19 protein-coding genes and 1 tRNA gene are annotated in these 18871 nt (G+C 56.9%); 11 read left to right on the top strand and 9 right to left on the bottom strand.

Annotated features, from left to right (window positions below):
- Nucleotides 1-463 precede the first annotated feature (463 nt).
- The 4 genes from AC2FID_RS14635 to AC2FID_RS14620 all read left to right on the top strand — a co-directional run bounded on the left by AC2FID_RS14635 (nucleotide 464) and on the right by AC2FID_RS14620 (nucleotide 4381).
- A complete protein-coding gene (locus AC2FID_RS14635; RefSeq protein WP_496837447.1) occupies nucleotides 464-1219 on the top strand; it encodes a 5-oxoprolinase subunit B family protein in 756 nt (251 codons plus the stop codon).
- Nucleotides 1216-2214, top strand: a complete 999-nt coding sequence (locus tag AC2FID_RS14630; protein WP_496837445.1) for a 5-oxoprolinase subunit C family protein — start codon at nucleotides 1216-1218, stop codon at nucleotides 2212-2214. Before AC2FID_RS14635 ends, AC2FID_RS14630 begins: the two co-directional genes overlap by 4 nt.
- 12 nt (nucleotides 2215-2226) lie before the next feature.
- Nucleotides 2227-2988, top strand: coding sequence for a LamB/YcsF family protein (locus tag AC2FID_RS14625; RefSeq protein WP_282120239.1), 762 nt, complete (start codon nucleotides 2227-2229; stop codon nucleotides 2986-2988).
- 145 nt (nucleotides 2989-3133) lie between these two features.
- Nucleotides 3134-4381 carry a hypothetical protein gene (locus tag AC2FID_RS14620; protein WP_496837443.1) on the top strand — a complete coding sequence of 416 codons (1248 nt, stop codon included), beginning with the start codon at nucleotides 3134-3136 and terminating at the stop codon, nucleotides 4379-4381.
- A gap of 59 nt (nucleotides 4382-4440) precedes the next feature.
- On the opposite strand, the gene AC2FID_RS14615 is transcribed toward AC2FID_RS14620, so the two are convergent.
- Both AC2FID_RS14615 and AC2FID_RS14610 read right to left on the bottom strand, forming a co-directional pair.
- Nucleotides 4441-5826: a D-alanyl-D-alanine carboxypeptidase family protein gene (locus tag AC2FID_RS14615; protein WP_058271959.1), complete on the bottom strand. Its 1386-nt coding sequence runs from the start codon at nucleotides 5824-5826 to the stop codon at nucleotides 4441-4443.
- A gap of 281 nt (nucleotides 5827-6107) precedes the next feature.
- A complete protein-coding gene (locus tag AC2FID_RS14610) occupies nucleotides 6108-6809 on the bottom strand; it encodes an HAD family hydrolase (protein WP_496837442.1) in 702 nt (233 codons plus the stop codon).
- Between the two features lie 91 nt (nucleotides 6810-6900).
- On the opposite strand from AC2FID_RS14610, the gene clpS reads away from it, so the two are divergent.
- Genes clpS through hemF form a run of 4 tightly spaced genes read left to right on the top strand, consistent with a single transcriptional unit; the run spans nucleotide 6901 to nucleotide 9968 of the window.
- The gene (clpS, locus tag AC2FID_RS14605; RefSeq protein WP_058271961.1) at nucleotides 6901-7242 is read left to right on the top strand and encodes an ATP-dependent Clp protease adapter ClpS; all 342 of its coding nucleotides are present in this window, start codon (nucleotides 6901-6903) and stop codon (nucleotides 7240-7242) included.
- Between the two features lie 32 nt (nucleotides 7243-7274).
- The gene (locus tag AC2FID_RS14600) at nucleotides 7275-8240 is read left to right on the top strand and encodes a class I SAM-dependent methyltransferase (RefSeq protein ID WP_496837440.1); all 966 of its coding nucleotides are present in this window, start codon (nucleotides 7275-7277) and stop codon (nucleotides 8238-8240) included.
- Nucleotides 8241-8277: 37 nt separating this feature from the next.
- Nucleotides 8278-9078, top strand: coding sequence for an SDR family NAD(P)-dependent oxidoreductase (locus AC2FID_RS14595; protein WP_058271963.1), 801 nt, complete (start codon nucleotides 8278-8280; stop codon nucleotides 9076-9078).
- Between the two features lie 5 nt (nucleotides 9079-9083).
- Nucleotides 9084-9968 (top strand): oxygen-dependent coproporphyrinogen oxidase, encoded by an 885-nt coding sequence (gene hemF, locus AC2FID_RS14590; protein ID WP_496698969.1) that lies wholly within the window; start codon nucleotides 9084-9086, stop codon nucleotides 9966-9968.
- A 4-nt stretch (nucleotides 9969-9972) separates the two neighbouring features.
- On the opposite strand, the gene AC2FID_RS14585 is transcribed toward hemF, so the two are convergent.
- Nucleotides 9973-10383 (bottom strand): hypothetical protein, encoded by a 411-nt coding sequence (locus AC2FID_RS14585; protein ID WP_058272063.1) that lies wholly within the window; start codon nucleotides 10381-10383, stop codon nucleotides 9973-9975.
- 180 nt (nucleotides 10384-10563) lie between these two features.
- Between AC2FID_RS14585 and AC2FID_RS14580 the strand changes: the two genes are divergently transcribed.
- Both AC2FID_RS14580 and AC2FID_RS14575 read left to right on the top strand, forming a co-directional pair.
- Nucleotides 10564-11076 (top strand): toxin-activating lysine-acyltransferase, encoded by a 513-nt coding sequence (locus AC2FID_RS14580; RefSeq protein ID WP_058278492.1) that lies wholly within the window; start codon nucleotides 10564-10566, stop codon nucleotides 11074-11076.
- A gap of 1 nt (nucleotide 11077) precedes the next feature.
- The gene (locus tag AC2FID_RS14575; protein WP_496837437.1) at nucleotides 11078-11971 is read left to right on the top strand and encodes a Hint domain-containing protein; all 894 of its coding nucleotides are present in this window, start codon (nucleotides 11078-11080) and stop codon (nucleotides 11969-11971) included.
- Here AC2FID_RS14575 and modC read toward each other — a convergent pair.
- The 3 genes from modC to modA are packed head-to-tail and all read right to left on the bottom strand — an operon-like array spanning nucleotide 11968 to nucleotide 14532.
- A complete protein-coding gene (modC, locus tag AC2FID_RS14570; RefSeq protein WP_496837436.1) occupies nucleotides 11968-13065 on the bottom strand; it encodes a molybdenum ABC transporter ATP-binding protein in 1098 nt (365 codons plus the stop codon). The two genes, AC2FID_RS14575 and modC, sit on opposite strands and share 4 nt — an antisense overlap.
- Nucleotides 13062-13754, bottom strand: coding sequence for a molybdate ABC transporter permease subunit (modB, locus tag AC2FID_RS14565; RefSeq protein ID WP_058278495.1), 693 nt, complete (start codon nucleotides 13752-13754; stop codon nucleotides 13062-13064). Before modB ends, modC begins: the two co-directional genes overlap by 4 nt.
- Nucleotides 13755-13758: 4 nt before the next feature.
- Entirely contained in the window at nucleotides 13759-14532 is a 774-nt protein-coding gene (gene modA / locus AC2FID_RS14560) for a molybdate ABC transporter substrate-binding protein (protein ID WP_472724644.1), read from the bottom strand.
- Nucleotides 14533-14794: 262 nt separating this feature from the next.
- Between modA and AC2FID_RS14555 the strand changes: the two genes are divergently transcribed.
- A tRNA-Val gene (locus tag AC2FID_RS14555) sits at nucleotides 14795-14870 on the top strand.
- 134 nt (nucleotides 14871-15004) lie between these two features.
- Here AC2FID_RS14555 and AC2FID_RS14550 read toward each other — a convergent pair.
- The 3 genes from AC2FID_RS14550 to AC2FID_RS14540 all read right to left on the bottom strand — a co-directional run bounded on the left by AC2FID_RS14550 (nucleotide 15005) and on the right by AC2FID_RS14540 (nucleotide 18864).
- Nucleotides 15005-16855, bottom strand: a complete 1851-nt coding sequence (locus AC2FID_RS14550) for an amidohydrolase family protein (protein ID WP_496837433.1) — start codon at nucleotides 16853-16855, stop codon at nucleotides 15005-15007.
- Between the two features lie 69 nt (nucleotides 16856-16924).
- Nucleotides 16925-18103, bottom strand: a complete 1179-nt coding sequence (locus AC2FID_RS14545; protein WP_496837431.1) for a carbohydrate porin — start codon at nucleotides 18101-18103, stop codon at nucleotides 16925-16927.
- Nucleotides 18100-18864 (bottom strand): DUF3299 domain-containing protein, encoded by a 765-nt coding sequence (locus AC2FID_RS14540; protein WP_496837429.1) that lies wholly within the window; start codon nucleotides 18862-18864, stop codon nucleotides 18100-18102. Before AC2FID_RS14540 ends, AC2FID_RS14545 begins: the two co-directional genes overlap by 4 nt.
- Nucleotides 18865-18871: the final 7 nt, after the last annotated feature.

The following is an 18871-nucleotide window of genomic DNA, read 5'->3' as shown; positions in this document are numbered from 1 at the left end:
CGTCTCCACCGTCTCTCCGATGCGTCCGGCCGTCTCTCCGACCCGTCAGCGCCGCCTCAGCAGCGCCGGTGAAGGGGGTTCTAAGTATAACCGCATAAGTCCGCAAGCAGAAAATGACCTCCTGGGCGAATTTTTTCCATTTTTCTACTTATTTGTTTTTTATCAATATCTTAAGTTGTATCATACACCTCTTCGAACGGCGATCTCATCAGTTGAAATACAAGTCGGACCTACACCTGCCTGCGCCTCCAGTAATCGTACCCCTATATATAGACAGGGCGCCCCATCACACCACAAGACTCAATCGAGTCGGAAGCGATTCAATGAGTCGGAACCGGCCTAAAAAACGGTGCTAGTACTCAATTCAGGTATGGAATCCGCGCGTGTCTACCTACGCCGGGCTTGCGCATTGGCCCGGGATGATGTGTGGTCGCCTCTGTAAGATGCCCGGGTTAGCCGTGAAATGACCACCGATACAGCCGACATGTTTCCACGCATAAATACCGTAGGCTATGACGGCCTTCTTGTTTCCTTTGCCGATGCCATGGCCGAACCCTCGAACCGGGCGGCGCTGGCCTTTAGGGGCGCAATCGACGCGGCATCCTGGGACGGTGTTGTCGAAACCTCTGCATCCCTTGCATCGGCCTATCTGAGGTTCGATCCCGACAAACTGCCTCGCACTGAAATCCAGCGTAAAGTGCGACACCTACTTGCACAGCAAAATTGGTTTGAGGCACCACTGCCTGCCGGTCGCAGATTGTGGCGGGTCCCCACAGTCTATGGCGGCAAGCTTGCTCCGCAACTGGACGAGGCAGCGGCGGCGGCGGGGTTGGATTCCATGGAAGCCGTTCGGCGGCTGAGCGACACAAAGGTACGCGTATTAACCATCGGCTTTGCACCAGGGCAGCCGTATCTTGGTCCGCTTAGTCCTGAGTTCAATATTCCACGTCTGAAGGAACTGACTCCTATGGTCCCAGAGGGGGCCTTGGTAATGGCAATTTCCCAATTCGTACTGTTCTCGGGCCCCACTCCGACCGGTTGGCGGCACGTGGGCCAAACCGCATTTCGCTGCTTTCGCCCTGACGCACCGCAGAGCTTTGCGTTGAAGCCAGGGGATGAAATGCAGTTCCTGTCCGTTTCGCGCGACGAACTGGAAACCATCCGCGCCAACAACTCGGACGGCTCAGGCGGTGCCACCTGCGAGGAGATCGTGGGATGAGTCTGATTGTTCATCGCATTGGCCCGGCCTGCACCATACAAGACCACGGTCGTGTAGGGTATCTGGATCAGGGGCTGTCCCGATCCGGCGCCGCCGACCAACTGGCCCTGCACGAGGGCGCAGCGTTGCTGCGTCAAAGCCCGGGACTTGCCGCTTTGGAAATGGCTGGAATGGGTGGCGAATTCGAGGCAACGCAATCTCTCGGCATCGCTCTGACAGGTGCTCCGATGCAGGCCAGCATTGATGGCGCACCTGTGGTCTGGAATGCGTCGCACCAGATGGAAGCCGGGCAGCGGCTGGTGATTGGTGCTGCGACGCGCGGGACCTATGGCTACCTGCATGTCAGCGGTGGGATCGCGTCCGAAGCTTTTCTGGGATCACGCTCAGCGCATTTGACCGCCAAGATCGGAAGTACCATTCAGACCGGAGATACATTGCCAGTCGCCGACGGATCAGGCGTGACGGGCATGAAACTCTACCCGGATGATCGCTTCTCGGGTGGCGTTCTACGCGTGATCGCCAGCTTTCAGACCCTCCTGTTTGATCAGGGAACGTTGGACCGCTTTGTGCAAACCGAGTTTCGGCGTGGCAGTCGGGCCAACCGAATGGGGATGCAGTTGGATAGCGAGGGCGAAGGTTTCGCGGCCCAGGGTCAGCTGAACATTCTGTCCGAGGTCATTACCCCCGGTGACATACAGATGACCGGAACAGGCAGCCCCTTTATCCTGTTGCCTGAATGTCAGACCACCGGAGGTTATCCCCGTATCGCGACGGTTCTGCCCTGTGACCTTCCGCGCGCGGCACAAACCCCGGCGGGCGGGCAGATCAAGTTCGAATTCGTGTCACTGGACGAGGCCACAGCCCTGCAAACCGCCCACAAAGCCGAACTTGCCCGGCTACCTATGCGGGTCGAACCGCTGGTCCGCGATCCGCATGACATCCCGGACCTCTTGTCCTACCAATTGATCGGCGGAATGATCTCTGCCACCGACTAAGGAGTATCACCCATGCCAAGCGTCGATCTGAATGCCGATATGGGCGAAAGCTATGGCCCATGGAATATGGGCGATGATGAAAGTCTTCTGAAAATCATCACATCCGCCAATATCGCCTGCGGTTTTCACGCCGGTGACCCGGATGTGATGGCCAAGACGATGACCTTGGCCGCCGAAAGCGGCGTTGGGATCGGCGCGCATCCCGGCTTCCCCGATCTCCAAGGATTTGGCCGCCGCAACATGAAAGTGCCCCATGCCAGCCTGCGCAATTTGGTTCGGTATCAACTGGGGGCGGCAATCGGAATGGCCAAGGCCGTTGGCACCGAAGTGCGGCACCTGAAACTGCACGGGGCGCTGGCCAACATGTGCTCGGTCGATATCGACATGGCCCGAGCCTGTTATCAGGGCGCGCTGGATGTCGATCCGGACATCATCATCATGGTTTTGGCCGTTACCAAACAAGAAGAAGCCGTGCGCAAACTGGGGTGCAAGTGGGTCGGCGAGATCTTTGCGGACCGGGCCTATAACGACGACGGAACTCTTGTCGACCGCGGCCTGCCCGGCGCGGTTATTCATGACCCCGAAATTGCCGGACCGCGCATCCTGAACATGGTGCGCGAAGGTGCCATCATCACCGAAAGCGGCCAGCGGCTTGAGACATCCATCGACACGATCTGCCTGCATGGCGACGGTCCAACCGCGGTACAAATCGCCCGTTCGGTTCGCACATCCCTGATCGACGGCGGGGTCGATGTGACTAAATTCATGCGGTAGAAAGAAGGGCGTAATCCTGACGATCTATCCTCTGACTGTTGCCTGTATGGAATACAGACCCTAGCATGCCCGACAAGTGCATGTTCTGAATACCACAATTCCAAGCAACGCGATGCCAAACCGGTATAGGCAAGGAGGTTGGCCAATGTCTTTTGATCTGATGAATTACGAACCGCGCGGCGACAAAAAGAACTCTGAGTTCTTTCACCAATACCTACCGATGATCTACGAACGCCGCCAAAGCTCGGGCGTGGCGGATCAGGTCGGGGCGATGCAGGCGATCGTCATTCAGGTTGAACCGGACGCGATGTTCGACACGCTGATCGAGCTTTATGTCATGACACCTTACCGACATACGGCCAGCTATCTGGGTCAGACGCACAAATTTGCGGTCATGCACTCACACACCGATTATCCCGCGATTATCGTCATGGCGCCACTAAGCCCGACCTTCGAAGACTATATCCCGCGCATCAACCGTATGTACCCGCTGGCCCGCAACACCCCCCAGACCCGCTATGTCGGAGAGATTTATGGCGCCACGGACCTCAAGACCCTGACCAAAACACTTGAAGATCAGAACATCAGGTTTGAGTACAAGGGAGACACCGAAAACCCGTTCTACACTTCGGACGGGTTCAGATTTACGTCGCCGTCCGATTTCACCTGTAACAGGGTTGGATACTCATCCCTGGATTTCAACGACACCGACAGCCTTGGTCTGGGTGACCGGATATTGCTGAGCAATGACGAACAGGCGCGGCTGGATCAGGCGGCGGCATTCGGGGTCGACAGCAAAATCGCGCCTTTGATGCTGGGGGTCGACCACCTTGCAACACGCATTCTAGCCGGCGAGCGTGAGGACGCCATCCTCGAGTTTCTGACCATGGTGCCCTATTACTTTTGGGGCGCGTACAACATCTTTGAGATGAATTCCTCGACCAACGTGAACCGGAACGCGAATGTCGACGATGACAAGAAATCCCCCGCCAAGGTCTTCACCGCAAACAACACGCCCTCCTTCGTCAATTCCTTTGAACAGCTGCCGATGCCAACCGAGGATTTCGTTCGGAACTTTGGCCGTCGCCTGCACCACATGGCAATCGAGATCCAGGACGGCGACCACGGCGCGGGTGAAAAGAACGTCGATTTTGTGGTCAACACACTCAAGGATGAAGGGGTGCCGTTCCTGGCCCATGTGGTGGGCGAGTGTAAGGATGATCCGAACCTCAAACAGATCTTCTCAAAGCATTCGAAGTACACGCTGTTGATCACCGAGTATATCGAACGTTGCCACCACTATGACGGGTTCTTTACCAAGGATAACGTTGCCGCCCTGACCGCTGCGGCGGGTCAGGATGAACAATACGAACACGGCCACGTCTTCGACTGACAAAAAAAGGCTGCGAGTTTCCTCGCAGCCCAGATCCATTCAGGAGAGTATGTCGGGCCTTATGACGGCCCGATCATGAAACAAGTCACATTCCGGGCCTGCAACCGGCGGCAGGCCAGATCGGCCTGTTCGCGGGTCATGCCCTGAAATGTCGCGTCGAAGCCGCGCGAGCTTTGGTTCACCTTCCGCAGCGTGCCTTCCAGAGTGGTCATTTCCGACAGGGCCGTTTTCAGCAAAATCTTTTCCGCCTCATATCGGGTGGTATAGCGGCCAACGTTCACGCCCCATAGCCGTCCGCCCGATGTTGACAGTCGGGTAACGATCTCTTGCTCGGGTTCGGGCTGCACTGCCGGATCGGTCGAGGCCAGAACCAGGTCAGCCGGGCGCGCAGCGGGACGGGGTGCGTCACCATCACCAGAGGGCTGAATGTCGGCGGCCGCGATTGCTGCGGCGATACCATCCTTGATGCGCGTGCCATTTTTGGCAGCCGTCTCAGCCACGGCGCCAGCAACCTGAACTGCAGCACCCGGTCCGGGGCGCAGAACGGGGCGCAGACTGGATTTTGGCGCGATAGTCAGGGCCGCGACGGTTGCGCCCAATCCCGCGTTCCCGGCATAGGTGGGGCGGGCAGGCTTGCGGATCGGGGCACGCGAAGGGGCGCGGCGGAATCCCATATCCAGCAACTCAGCCACTTTTGCATTTCGCGATGCGCCGGATTTGCCGCCAAAGACAGTCGCGATGATGCGTTCGTCTTTGCGCTTGGCCGATGCAACTAGGTTAAAGCCAGCGGCCCGCGTGTATCCGGTCTTGATACCGTCCGCACCTTTATAGGCCGCCAATAGGCGACGGTTCGTGTTCGGAACCGTCTTGATCCCGGCATGCGTGGATTGGCGCGAGAACAGGTTGTAATACTGCGGATAGTCATAAAGCAGATGGCGACCCAACGTGGTCATATCCCGCGCGGTCGACAAGTGACCCGATTCCGTCAGCCCATGTGCGTTCTTGAACGTTGTGCGGCTCATACCCATCGCCTTCGCCGTGCGCGTCATGCGACGGGCGAATGCGGCTTCGGATCCACTGATCGCGATGCCAATCGCCGTGGCCGCATCATTGGCGGACTTCACGGCAGCCGCCCTGATCAGATATCGGAACGCAATGGTTTGCCCGGTACGAAGGCCCAGTTTCGAGGGGGGTTCAGAAGAGGCCTTTTTTGTAATCCGAACGGGCGTGTCCAAGGTGATCTCACCATTCCGCACCGCTTCGAATGCAATGTAGAGTGTCATCATCTTGGTCAGAGAAGCCGGATGCAGTCGGGTGTCAGCATTGCGCGAATGCAGAACCTCGCCTGTCCGGGCGTCGATGACCATCGCCGCATATGGTGCCGCAAATCCCTGCAACGGCGCGAAGGAGAGCAGCCACAAGAATGCTATAAGAAATAAGCCCATCCGGGCCGGAACTGTCCGCCGAACCTGCACGATCTTTGCCTCTGTCTACCTCAGGCCGCCGGGTTTTCCCGGTCAGCGTTAATTATTTTTTATTGCCTACAAGGCTAACACAGAGACCCAATGAAATAAACCGAAAGCGTGCAAATTCGCTGTTTTGTTAAGCGTCCAAACCGGCACTACATGTAGACGCGCGCAGCCCGCAACCTACCACATCCACGCAAATTGAACCCCTTAACGTAATTCCCACTTCGTTTTTTGAAAACTGAGACCAATTGGCAACATCAACTTAGGCGCTGAACCAGATCAGCAAGTTCGCCCAAATCCCGCATCTCGCGATAGCGCGGATTGCCCGCAGGGGTTTCGGCCTTTTCGATCTCCCAAACCAACCCATGGGGCACATAGACGCCCCAACATCCGGCCTGAATTGGGGCGACGACATCGGACCGCATCGAATTGCCTACCATCATTGCAGATTCGGGTCCGTCACCATGCCGCGCAAAAATATCGCGGTAGGTTTGCGCTGACTTTTCGGACACGATTTCGACCTCGTCAAACAATTCTCCAAGACCGGATTGCGCCAGCTTTCTTTCTTGATCGATCAGGTCGCCCTTGGTGATTAGAATCACCCGATGCGTATCAGTCACCGCTTCGATGGCCTCTCGCGCGTGGGGCAAAAGCTCGATCGGGTGGGCTAGCATGTCCTGCCCCGCTTCGACCAACTGGCGGATAACCGTAGCTGGAACACGGTCGTCGGTCACTTCGATTGCGGTTTCGATCATCGACAGGGTGAAGCCTTTGATTCCGTAGCCGTAGTGCCGGATATTGCGTTTTTCCGCAGCAAGCAGCCGATCCAACAGGTGATCGCGATCAGCGTGATCAGCCAGCAATTCCGTGAAATGGGTCTGCGTCAGTTTAAAAAACCGCTCGTTGTGCCAAAGCGTGTCGTCGGCGTCGAACCCAATTGTGGTCAGCGCTTTTTCCATTTCGATTACGTCCTGCTGGCTCTTTTCTCTGGCCCCATGCACGTTATATAACCGATCAGACAAACCGAAGCCTGAATCGGACAAAGGCGCAATGACTGAACACAAATGGATGATGTCTGACCAACCGGACAACGACGATGATCCGTCGCTGTTGGTGCAGACGCGGCCTAAAACCAAGCGCCCGCCGTTGTACAAAGTACTGCTGCTGAACGACGACTACACGCCGATGGAATTCGTGGTGCATGTGCTGGAGCGTTTCTTTGGCATGACCCATGCCGAGGCGTTCGAAATCATGTTGATCGTTCACAAGAAAGGCGTCGCCGTGGTTGGCGTGTTCAGCCATGAGATCGCCGAAACCAAAGTGGGCCAGGTCATGGACTTTGCCCGCAGGCACCAGCACCCCCTGCAATGCACAATGGAACGGGAAGAGTAAGGCCACCTTAGCCTTCTCTCTCATATTTGCCGATGTCCCCTCGTCTTGATCTTGCCCTGCAAAGCGGCCTTGAGCTGTCGCAACCACTCAGCGTGCTTGGACCGACATCCGACAGCGATCTGTCGGCCCTGCCGCGTGAAACGCAGGTTGTGCAGCCATTCAAACCGTTTCACGACCACTTTGCCGGACAGGGCTTTGCCGCCGTCCCGGAAGCCCACGACCCTTGTCAGGATGCCATCGTGATCATGCCCCGCGCCAAGGCGTTGGCGCGCAGCATGGTGCATCAGGCCTGTCAGCGGGCCAGCGGACTGATTGTCATAGACGGTGCCAAAACCGACGGCGTCGATAGCCTGCTGAAAGACATCCGCAAACGCGTTGACGTCGAAGGGCCCATCGCCAAGGCGCATGGCAAGATTTTCTGGTTCCAATCCGCACCCGAGGCTTTTGCCGACTGGGCCGCCCCGAACAATCAGACAGTCGATGGCTTTCGGACCGCGCCCGGTGTGTTCTCGGCTGATGGGATTGACCCTGCCTCGGCCCTGCTGCTGGGCGCATTACCCGAAAAGCTGGGTGCAAGGATCGCTGATTTGGGCGCTGGCTGGGGGTATCTCGCAGCCGGTGTGCTAAAGGCCGCCAATCCGCGCGCGTTACATCTTGTCGAGGCTGACCAAATCGCCCTTACCTGCGCACGCGTCAATTTGGCCAAGACCTGCGCGCAGTTCCACTGGGCCGACGCCGTCACGTGGAACGCGCCGGAACCGTTGGACACGGTGATCATGAACCCACCGTTCCACACATCGCGCGCCGCCGACCCTGAGCTGGGTCAGGGCTTTATCAAATCCGCAGCTCGAAACCTGACCCGGAGCGGCAATCTGTGGATGGTCGCAAATCGCCACCTGCCCTACGAGGTCACGCTGGCCGAGAATTTCGTACAGGTTCAAGAGGTGTCCGGCGACAATCGGTTCAAGGTGTTTCACGCCTCTCGCCCTCGACGGTGATCCCGGTTAACCTCTGCCGCAAATCAGGAGACAACGCATGTCCTTTTCCATAGCCGGCAAGACCGCCATTGTCACAGGCAGCGCCAATGGTGTCGGACTGGCCATCGGGCGCCACTTTGCGGATGCCGGGGCCAATGTCATGTTCGCCGACATGGACGAAAAACGGCTGTCCGACGAGCTTGGCGAACAGGCCGATGACAGCAACATCCGGTTTTTTGCTGGCGACCTGCGGGAAAAGCTGACCATCGCGAACCTGCTGTCTGCCACGCTTGATGCGTTTGATCAGGTGGACATCCTGATCAATGGCGCGCGCCAGGTGATCCCGTCCGATCCACTGGACGCGGACGACGATTCCGTACGCATGCTGCTCAATCAGAACCTGATGCCCTCGCTGCGCCTAAGCCAGGCGGTCGCCAAACGCATGATAAAACAAGCAGGTGACACTGACGAAGGCCCCGCCGGGTCGATCATCAACCTGTCTTCAATCGCGGCGCGACGCACCCACCCTGATCTGATGGCATATTCCGTATCCACCGCCGCGTTGGATCAAATGACACGTTCATTGGCCGTTGCCCTTGCCCCGAAACGGATCCGCGTTAATTCCATCGCGCTGGGATCGGTCATGAGCGCCTCGCTGCAGTCCACGCTCAAGGAAAATCGGGATTTTCGCAACGATATCGAGAGACATACGCCCTTGGCCCGGATCGCAGCCCCGAACGAACTGACCGAAACGGCACAGTTCCTGGCCTCGGATGCAGCCGGCTTCATCACCGGACAAATTCTGACAATTGATGGCGGCCGCACCTTGCTGGACCCCGTCGCAGCCCCGGCTCATTAATCCCTATGTTCGATACCGAAAAATCAACCGCCGCCGCGTGGTTCCGCCAATTGCGCGATGAGATTGTCGCCGCGTTTGAGGCACTTGAAGACACCCACAACTCTGGCCCTTTTGCAGACGCAGCACCTGGCCGGTTCGAGGTCAAGGAAACCAAACGCCAATCCGAGGACGGCAGCGATGCGGGCGGCGGGTTGATGTCCGTGATGCGTGGCGGGCGAGTCTTTGAAAAGGTCGGCGTCAATGTCTCGACCGTATACGGCACTTTGGGTGCGCGAGCGCAACAGGCCATGGCGGCGCGTAAGGGGATTCCGGGGATGGCCGAAGATCCGCGTTTCTGGGCGTCGGGAATTTCTCTGGTCGCGCATATGCAAAACCCGCATGTACCGGCCGTTCATATGAACACCCGCATGTTCTGGACCCCGCACGCATGGTGGTTCGGCGGCGGTTCGGACCTGAATCCCTGCATCGAATATGATGAGGACACAGCGCATTTTCATGCCACCCAAAAGGCGCATCTGGATCCACATGGTCCCGGCCATTACCCTCGCCTGAAAGACTGGGCTGATGAGTATTTCTATATCCCTCACCGCAAGCGCGCCCGAGGCGTAGGCGGGATATTCATGGATGACTATTGCACCGGAGACTGGGCCGCAGATTTCGCGCTGACCCAGGATATCGGTCGCGCGTTCCTGCCTGCTTTCCTGCCATTGGTGGAAAAGCGCCGAGTCCAGGGTTTTGACGAAGCGGCCAAAGACACGCAACTGGTGCATCGGGGCCTTTATGCCGAATACAACCTCGTCTACGACCGGGGAACAAAATTCGGGCTGGAAACCGGCCATGACCCGGATGCGGTGTTGATGAGCCTTCCTCCAATGGCAAAATGGGCCTGATAGATTAGCGGAACCCAAAATCCAGGAAGTTGTCAAAGCAATAGCCCTGCGCGGACCCCGCCGACATGTTCTCACCCACACGTTTTACGGTAATCGAATATCCCGGCGTGGTATCGACACCATCGGGTGGGGTGAGTGAAAACTGCACCGTGCGCACGCCTTTTTCGTAGGCCCGAACTATATAGATACGCTGGGTTGCTTTTGTTCTCAGGCTGCGAATAGCAAAGTCGCCTATCCCGCACCAATACGCGACCGGGGCCGAAGACCCACTGACGGCGACCTCGTAAACACCGTTGTTCATAGGAGTGACTGTGGTTTTAAAACCCGGGTAAGCGCCGATTCCGATCCCAATTCCCTGTGCAAATAAAGGCGACACCGCAAATGTTGCCAGGGCCGCTATCTTCAAAACTCGCATAATGGCAATTCCTGTTTCGAAACACTTATTCAAGATCATACCGGACACGTGGTCCGAGTAAAGCGGCACCATTTTCGGGAATTCGGCCGACAGGACCCCGACACAGCACATACAGGCAAATCAGTATCATTTTTGATTATAAGCAATTAGGATCAAGGCATATATTGGCTGGGGTTTGTTTTGAGCAAAGCGTTTCCAAATGACTGGTTTGATATCCCGTCCGAAAAATACGCGGATTTCGGCGCCATGTTCTATCTTGCATCGCTGACCAATACACACAGGCCGCGCACCCTCGGGCAGGTGCTCTATGCTTTTGAAACGCCTTTTCGGCTGAACCAGTACCACATTTTCCGGCAGAACGGTTTCCCACGCGGGTTTGTGACCTTCGCCGGCCTCAGCCCCGAAGCCGAGCGTCGGTACGCCATTCAGGAAAAACCGCTGAAAGATACGGACTTTGCCAGCGGCACGTCCTTCTGGATCGTCGACCTTGTGGCCCCGTTTGGACAGACCAACCAGATCGTCGAAATACTGAAAAAAGAAATCCCCCACCCTCGGGTTCGAACCAATCGGATGGACAGCGACCTGACCCGAAATCGCATCGTGGAGTGGACCCGCGACGACGCGGGGGACGTACACATGAAGCTTTACCGGAAGAAAGAGTTCCGCGAGGTCCTGAAAATGGAGGGGTCTTGAAATGGTATCGATAGTAGGGACAACAACTGGCTTTGTAACCGGAGATCCCCCTAATCAGGCCAGTGGCGATCTTGGCTTGACCGGCTTTCCTCGGACGCAATCCTGGTCGATCTCTGATCAGCCATCACTGGGCGTGGCCTCCATTAACCCAAATACCGGCGAATGGACCTACACGGTCAATCAAAGCGATTTTGACGATATCCCGTTCGGGACTACGGTCACTGATACCTTCACGGTACAGGTCACCGGATTGGACTTTTTATTCCAACCATATGACCTGACCCAAGAGATCACCATCACCCTTGAAGGCGTGTGCTTTACTGCAGGCACCTTGATCCTGGCTGAAAAAGGCAATCAAAAGATAGAAACCCTGAGCGTTGGCGACAATGTGATGACCGTAGATCGCGGGCTGCAACCGATCCGGTGGGTGGAAAGCAGCGCCTTATCGCCGGACCGATTACGTGACAATCCGGCCATGCGCCCGGTTCGGATCAAAGCTGGCAGCCTTGGCGCAGGACGGCCCGAACGCGATCTGCTGGTATCACAGCAACACCGCATTCTGGTCAGCGGACCAAAGGTCGAGCTTTTGTTCGGCGCGCCCGACGCGCTGGTTGCGGCCAAGCACCTTTGTTCCTGGCCAGGTATCGCGATTGACACCTCGGATGACCCGGTCGAGTATTTTCACATCCTGCTGGATAACCACGAAATACTGACAGCCGAGGGCGCACTGGCTGAAAGCCTCTATCTCGGCGAAGAATCCCTGTACACTCTGTCCTCGGACGCATTGCAGGAGCTCGCCGCCATTTTCCCGGACACAGCTATGCCGAATGGGCTGGGATTCGGCCGGGCAGCCCGCCTAATCCTGCGAGAATTCGAAGCCCGCGCGCTTGCTTAGACCCCGCGCAGGTGCCCGCCCACGTCCTGCGGTGCCAGCGCGACCGTTTTGATAACTGCAAAACAGGGTTTGCCCGGTTCCAATCCCAACGCTTCGACGGAACGGCGAGTAACCCGGGCCAAAACAGAACCCGCAGGTGTTCTTACGGACACAATCGCCCCCGGCCCTTCGCCTGCGCGGATCGTGTCGACTGTTCCTTCCAAAACATTTAAGGCCGAAAGTCCTTCGGGCCGTTTGCTGGACAGAATAACCTCTTGCGCGGGAATGCGGATTCGCAGTTCTTCTGCAATTTGCAGGGGTATCCGGGGCAGAAACAAAGACGACCCGCCTGCGTCCAACTCGGTCAGCCCGTCCGAATGATGTTTGACGACCCGAACCTGCAACACTGCACCGACAGCCCGCACACCAGCCGGTGCGACTGACGGATCGGCCAATACTTCGGAGGCAGGGCCATGCCGCAGGACCTTGCCCTCTTGCAACGCGACAACCGACGTCGCCAAACGCGCAACTTCTGCGGCCGAGTGTGTGACGTACAAAATCGGCACCGAAACCTCGTCCCGCAGCCGTTCAAAATACGGCAATATCTCAGCCTTTCGCGCGTCGTCCAATGCGGCCAGAGGCTCATCCGCAAGGATCAACCGTGGACTGGCCAGAAGAGCGCGGCCAATGGCAACGCGCTGCTTTTCCCCGCCGGACAACCCTGAAGGCCGCCGGTTCAACAGGTGCCCGATCCCCAGCATTTCGATCACTTTGTCTGGGTCTTCGCGGCGGACGCCCTTGGGCGCGAACCATTTTCCGTAGAACAGGTTCTGGCGCACAGTGAGATGTGGGAAAAGACGACCTTCCTGAAAGATATAACCCAGCCGTCTTTTGTGCGGCGGCAACCAGAGGCCTTGCGCGGTGTCAAACAGCTCCCACCCGTCTACAGCAACCCGACCGGCCATGGGTTTCACCAAACCGGCGACGGCATTTACGATAGTTGTCTTTCCAGACCCGGACCGCCCAAACAGAACCGTCACACCGGGTGGGGCATCAAAACTCAGATCCAGCTTGAGGTCAGGCAAATCGTGCTGCAAACGAACGGACAGGCTCATGATCCGGCCACCCGCGCTGCAACGCGTCGCCCAATGAACTCGGACAACAACAGCGCGCTCATAGCAACCACGATCGAAATGACCACTAAACGGGTGGCCGCGGCTTCGCCGCCCGGAACTTGCAGGAAGGCATAGACCGCTGACGGCAGGGTTTGCGTCTGACCCGGGATATTCGACACAAAGGTAATCGTTGCCCCGAATTCTCCCATCGCTTTGGCAAAGGCCAGTATCGCCCCGGCGATGACGCCGGGCAGGATCATCGGAAGGGTCACCGTAGCAAACACAAACAGGCGTGATGCACCCAGTGTGGCCCCGGCCTGTTCAAGTTTGGGGTCCACAGCTTCGATCGACAGGCGTATGGCCCGCACCATCAGCGGAAATGCCATTATACCCGCGGCAAGGGCGGCGCCAGTCCAACGAAACGCCACGACAATTCCGATCTCTGCCAGCAACTTGCCCAGCGGCCCCTGAATTCCAAAAGTCAAAAGAAGCAGATAGCCGGTCACCACCGGCGGCAGGATCAACGGCAGATGCACCAGCCCATTCAAAACCTGCCGACCCGGAAACCGCCAACGTGCCAGCGCGTAGGCAACGAATATGCCCAACGGCAATGTCACCAGTGTTGCCCAAAACGACACACGTAGCGACAACTTCAGCGCCTCAAGCTCTGCAGGTCCCAACCACCCCATACCGCTATCCGTTCGGCAGGGTGAAACCCTGCTTTTCAAACACAGCCCGCGCCGCCTGAGATTGCAGGTGGTTCAGAAACACCCGCGCGGATTCAGCACCGGCAGCCGTCAGAGCCGCCGGGTAGATGATGGGCGGATGCAGGTCGGGCGAAAACTCTGCGATGACACGAACCCGCCCCTCGACCTGCGCATCGGATCGGTAGACGATCCCCATCGGGGCCGCACCAGTGGCAACTAGTGCAAGGGCTGCCCGCACGTTATCCGTCTGTGCGATCTGGCCCTGAATGCCCTGCCACAACCCCAAGCTTTCCAACGCCGCCTTTCCGTAGATCCCAGCCGGCACGGCATCAACCAGCGCCATGGCCAGATATCCACCGTCCAGTGCGGAGGCCAAAGCGACCCCGGGCCGCATTTCGCCCATGTCAGCCCCTTCGCCCCCAGCGACCAGAACCAGGCCATTGCCCAGCAAATCTACACGAGTTGTGGGGTCAATTAGGCCCTGATCTTGCAGCACATTCATCCAATCCACGTTGGCGGAAATGAACAGGTCTGCCGGGGCACCCAACTGAATCTGGCGCGCCAGAACGGACGAGGCCGCGTAAGATACAGTTATGCCCTGCCCAGTTTCCTGCTCAAATTCAGATGCCACCTCATCAAGCGCAGTCTTGAGGCTGGCCGCAGCAAACACCAAAGTCCCCTCGGCCCCCGCGCGAAGCGGGGCCAGCGTCAAAGCGCCCAGAACCAGGGCCGCTATCAGAACTCGGCGCGCGTGGGACAGGATCGGTTTTCTCCCGCCTGGAAAGTTGCAGTTCCTTTGGGGATATCTGAGGCGGCAGGTGACACGCAAGCGCCTTTGCAATCACCCACGACGTAGAACGCAAAACGGCAGGCCCCTCACAATCGAAACGACCCCGCAACACGAGGCACGGCGAATTTCCCGCCCGATTGAATTGTCAGTGGCCAACAAATCAGATTCTGGGAAAGAAATTCTGCCAGACCCTCTTGCACCCGGGCGCAGGCTTAGCTAAATGCACCGTCACGGGTGATTAGCTCAGTTGGTAGAGCGCTTCGTTTACACCGAAGATGTCGGGAGTTCGAGTCTCTCATCACCCACCAATTCATCTCCGCAATGTATCAAGGGCTTATGCAACTATCGCCTATTGTTGTGCCGCCCGTGGAACTGTGTCCGCTGCGCATCATCTCTGCATTCTGGTAGGTAGTTTGCTCTGTGTTTCTCTATTAGCTCGAGTTTATTGCCCCCCAGCTTTAGACAACATAGCCTTCGCATAATCACGTTTTGCTGTTGCACGGTCCTCAAAGCGAGCATGCACAACGCAAAAGAAAAGGGTACCGTCATCTCGGCCGTTGCGAGGCGTAAACCAATCAAAGGGGTCGGTGGGCTCTATCGATGTAATCTGATTGGTTGGTGTAGCAACAGGTGCGACATTGGCTTCACTATTTGTGATATCATCGAGCAGCGTTGGACGGGCCGTGCCTGTATCCGGTGTGAGAATACCCATGATCTGCTCGCGACCAGCCGGAACGAAACGCCCGCTCTGCTCGACTGGATACCGGATCGGCTGTCCAGCAAAAACATCTCGCTGAACTTCACTGTTCTCAACAACAATGGTTCCGTTAACGAGCACGTACGGAATACCTTCTGACGGAAGACCTTGCTGACCGAGAGTATAGTTCGCCTTTTCGGTCACAGTCTCCGGATCAAAAATCGTGATGTCCGCGACCATGCCTTCTTGCATTCGCCCACGCACCTGCATCGCTCGCAAACCTGTGTCACCCAATCGCTTCGCATGGATGTAACTTAGCTGAGTGAGTGTGAGCATAAGCGGCACATTCGCTTCGCGCGCCAGTCTCAAGACAAGCGCGTGGCTGCCTGCTGACCGAGGATGCCCAGCATAGTCTTCATAAGGGGCATCCCAACTCATCAAGTTGCCCTCGATGTCTAGCCCGGCCATACCGTCGCCCGAGATGCCATAGCCTGCGATGGTGATCCAATCATTCAGCCATTGCTCCCTTGGCGGGCTAAAAACAATTGCCGTGCGTCCCGGTTCATTCTCAGCGAAGCTCAAAAACTCGTCTTTTGTCACGAAGCGATCGAGCTGGGGGTCAAAGATGGTGTCTTCGTATTTGTACCCCATCGAACCTTCCCAATTTTCGGGGGCGATGATCGACGCGCCGTAGTTTCCCGATCCGGCGGTCCAAGGATAGTAGCTGGACCAAACGTTATAGCCTTGGTCGCGCGCCATCTGGAGTTTTTCCTGGTTCTCCCACCAGCCATAGTCATTGTCATGGTGTATGTGGAGCGGTGCGCTAAGCACCATCGCATTTACTAAGATTTCATTTACACCCGTCTGTGTTTCTGTCGGTGTAGAAGCACTGGGATGAAATCGGTGATGGACGGAAGTCAGTCTACCGTAACGTGCCGCAGCCCGCTGCGCTTCGAACATCTCATAGGTGGTAATACCTTCGCGGGCGTAGCCGATGGTCGATCCCACACCGAGGGCCCCAAGACGTAGTCCCTCATCCAGCTGGGTAGTGATTTCGTTCATCTGCTCGCGGTTGCTTGGAACAGAAGACCACCCCTCGACGCCATCTTCCACGGATTGTGCCCGCAGTGCGAAGAAGTTCCGGAAGTCTATATCCCCACCTTCAAGCACGAGGCCGTCATGAACCCGCATCCGTGCGAATTCTTGCCCAACGACCGTGCCATAGTTTGCCTGTGTTGCGCCTTCGCGCGCACTATACCATTCGTCGATGTTCGCTGCCCCAACCTCAAAATCCATTTGAGTCGTAACGCCATCACGAAGGTTTACCTTGATACCCCAAGGGTCCAGCCCATGCTGCTCGAGATCGATAAACCCGGGGGTAACAACGTGCCCTGTTGCGTCGATGGACGCGCTACCATTAATTTCTTCGTCAGTAATTGCAGTGATCCAGCCGTTGCTTATTCCCACGTTAGCGATCTGATCGAACCCGGTTTCCGGGTCCATTACCCGACCGTTGAGAATGACAACGTCGTAAGTCTGCGCGAAACACAAAGTCGAACACACAGACAACGTGCATGCCAGAAACAAGGTACGCATGGATAGATCCTCTCTCTTATCGACAAAACTGAGTGTTTTGTTGTTTTTGGCGTCTGCTTTCGACTCACATTAGAAAACGATCCGGGTTCTTAGGCCGAACAGCGTAATGCTGTCCTGAGTGGGGTCCTGCAGCGGGTCAGAAATGAACTGCAGTGACGGCGTGATCTGCAGTCCGGGCGAGATTGAAAAACGGTAGAATGCTTCGAGCGTGAACTGGTCACCATCTATGCCTCTTGCCTCGGCCCAGTTCAGGCCCAGACCGGCCAGGTCAGTATTGCGACCGTAATATCCCAGACCTGCAGAGATGGACCGATCGTAGAGCGCCGCTGTTCCTTTTGAGGCGCCTGCCCGAAAGAATGGCATCCATTTATTGCCAACAAACCATGCCGCTGAAAATGCAGCCCCATAGTCTTCAGGGCGGCTGCCATCGTCGGCTGCATCCGCATGCCAAAGGGTCAGGTGGATATTGTCGAAATAGATGCGGTCAAACCCGGAGGTGTAGCCGAGTTCGAGTGACTTGAAGAGATTGCCATCGCTAAACACATCAAAGTTTGGATCAGACGGGTCGGCGTTTGCGTCTGAGACGCTCGCAACAGCGTAGAAGTTTTCGCTCAACTTTATCCCACCGGCAATGCCAAGACCTTGGTTGGGCGTGTTAATTGTCGGATTGGTATTAAAAGACAGGTTTTGGAAACCACTGTAAGGGCTGACCAACCCATAGATATCCACAAAGTCTGTTACATCAATCTGCCCGACTTGCAGCGTCCACGCGCCGTTCTCGGCCCTTTGGGTCCAGAACAGGTTGGTCAGCAGTAAACCATTATCGTTGAAGGCCGTCCCTGTGATCGAAAGGGCTCCACCATCTAGCCCAAGGAATTGCGGGGCAACATTGGTATAACTGTGCCGATCTTCGATCTTGAATGTCAGAGACCCCCGTTCAGTCGCCTGCCAACTGCCATAGAACCGCGCAATTCCGCTGGCAGCTTCGCCCTCGCCCAGATCCGCGTTCGTGGTTTGGCCCAACGCCAAATAGTCCACGTTGAACCGAAACCCACCCTCAGCCAGTCGGTCTTTCCACTGAAACCAACCCGGAGCGATATTGCGTGGAAAATCGGAACGATATTGCGGATCGGTTAGCCCATCTCCGGGCTTTAGATCAGCTTCAACCGAAGATGGCCCGGATAGTCCCTGAGCCGACGCTGCGCCAGCAAAGACAATATTCAGTGCGACAACGAGAAATCTTATCATTCAGACGCCTTTGCCCCGCCGGTCTTGCGATGGCCCGCCGCTCGGATGCGATCAGCAGCACGTTGCTTCCATTCCAGCCCGTCTGCCTCGGTTTCCAGAGTTTCGACACGTTCCGTCTCTAGCTGGAAAGTCGCATTCATAGGCACGAGGCCGTCCACAACCATCATATTCTGAACAGAAGGATCGATAGTCAGCGTGCCCGTCAGCCGAACGGGTTCGTGGTAATAGCTGGGCGCCCAGTCGCCATTCAGCCGCACACGTATCATCTGGTTGGGCGGAGGTGGCGGCATGTGACTGCACATCCCTCGTTCTGGCACCAAATATGCCACAGACTGACCGTCCGGATCACCCGGAGCAGGAATGGCAAAGCCCGCGAGTGTGATTGTTTGACCGTCGAACCTCGGATTTCCGTTCGTTCCAGCCTTTCTTCGCCGCTCTTTCACAATCTCTCTTTGATCGAGCAGCCAATCGACATCAACGCCAACTCCCGCCAAGGCATCCTCGGTTTCGGTCAGAAGCTCCTGCCATTTCAGTCTTTCTTCCGCGCTGCCAGTGTCCTGCTGCAGTCTGCCACGCATCCGCACAACGAAAAGGACGTCGTCGAACTGTTCGGGGCTGAGGTCCCGATAGGGATCTTCATAGACCTGCACAGATGGGTCTGGAAGATCGACCCAGTCCAGCGCTGTTCCTGGCGTTGCCATGGCGGAATGACCGTAACAGACCAAACCCGCGAGCAAGATGGAGCGAAACCAAAAGAACATGAATACT

The organism is Ruegeria sp. CDSC068, from assembly GCF_059610545.1.
The sequence above is the reverse complement of the archived record's forward strand: the minus strand, read 5'-3'. Positions and strand labels throughout refer to the sequence as shown.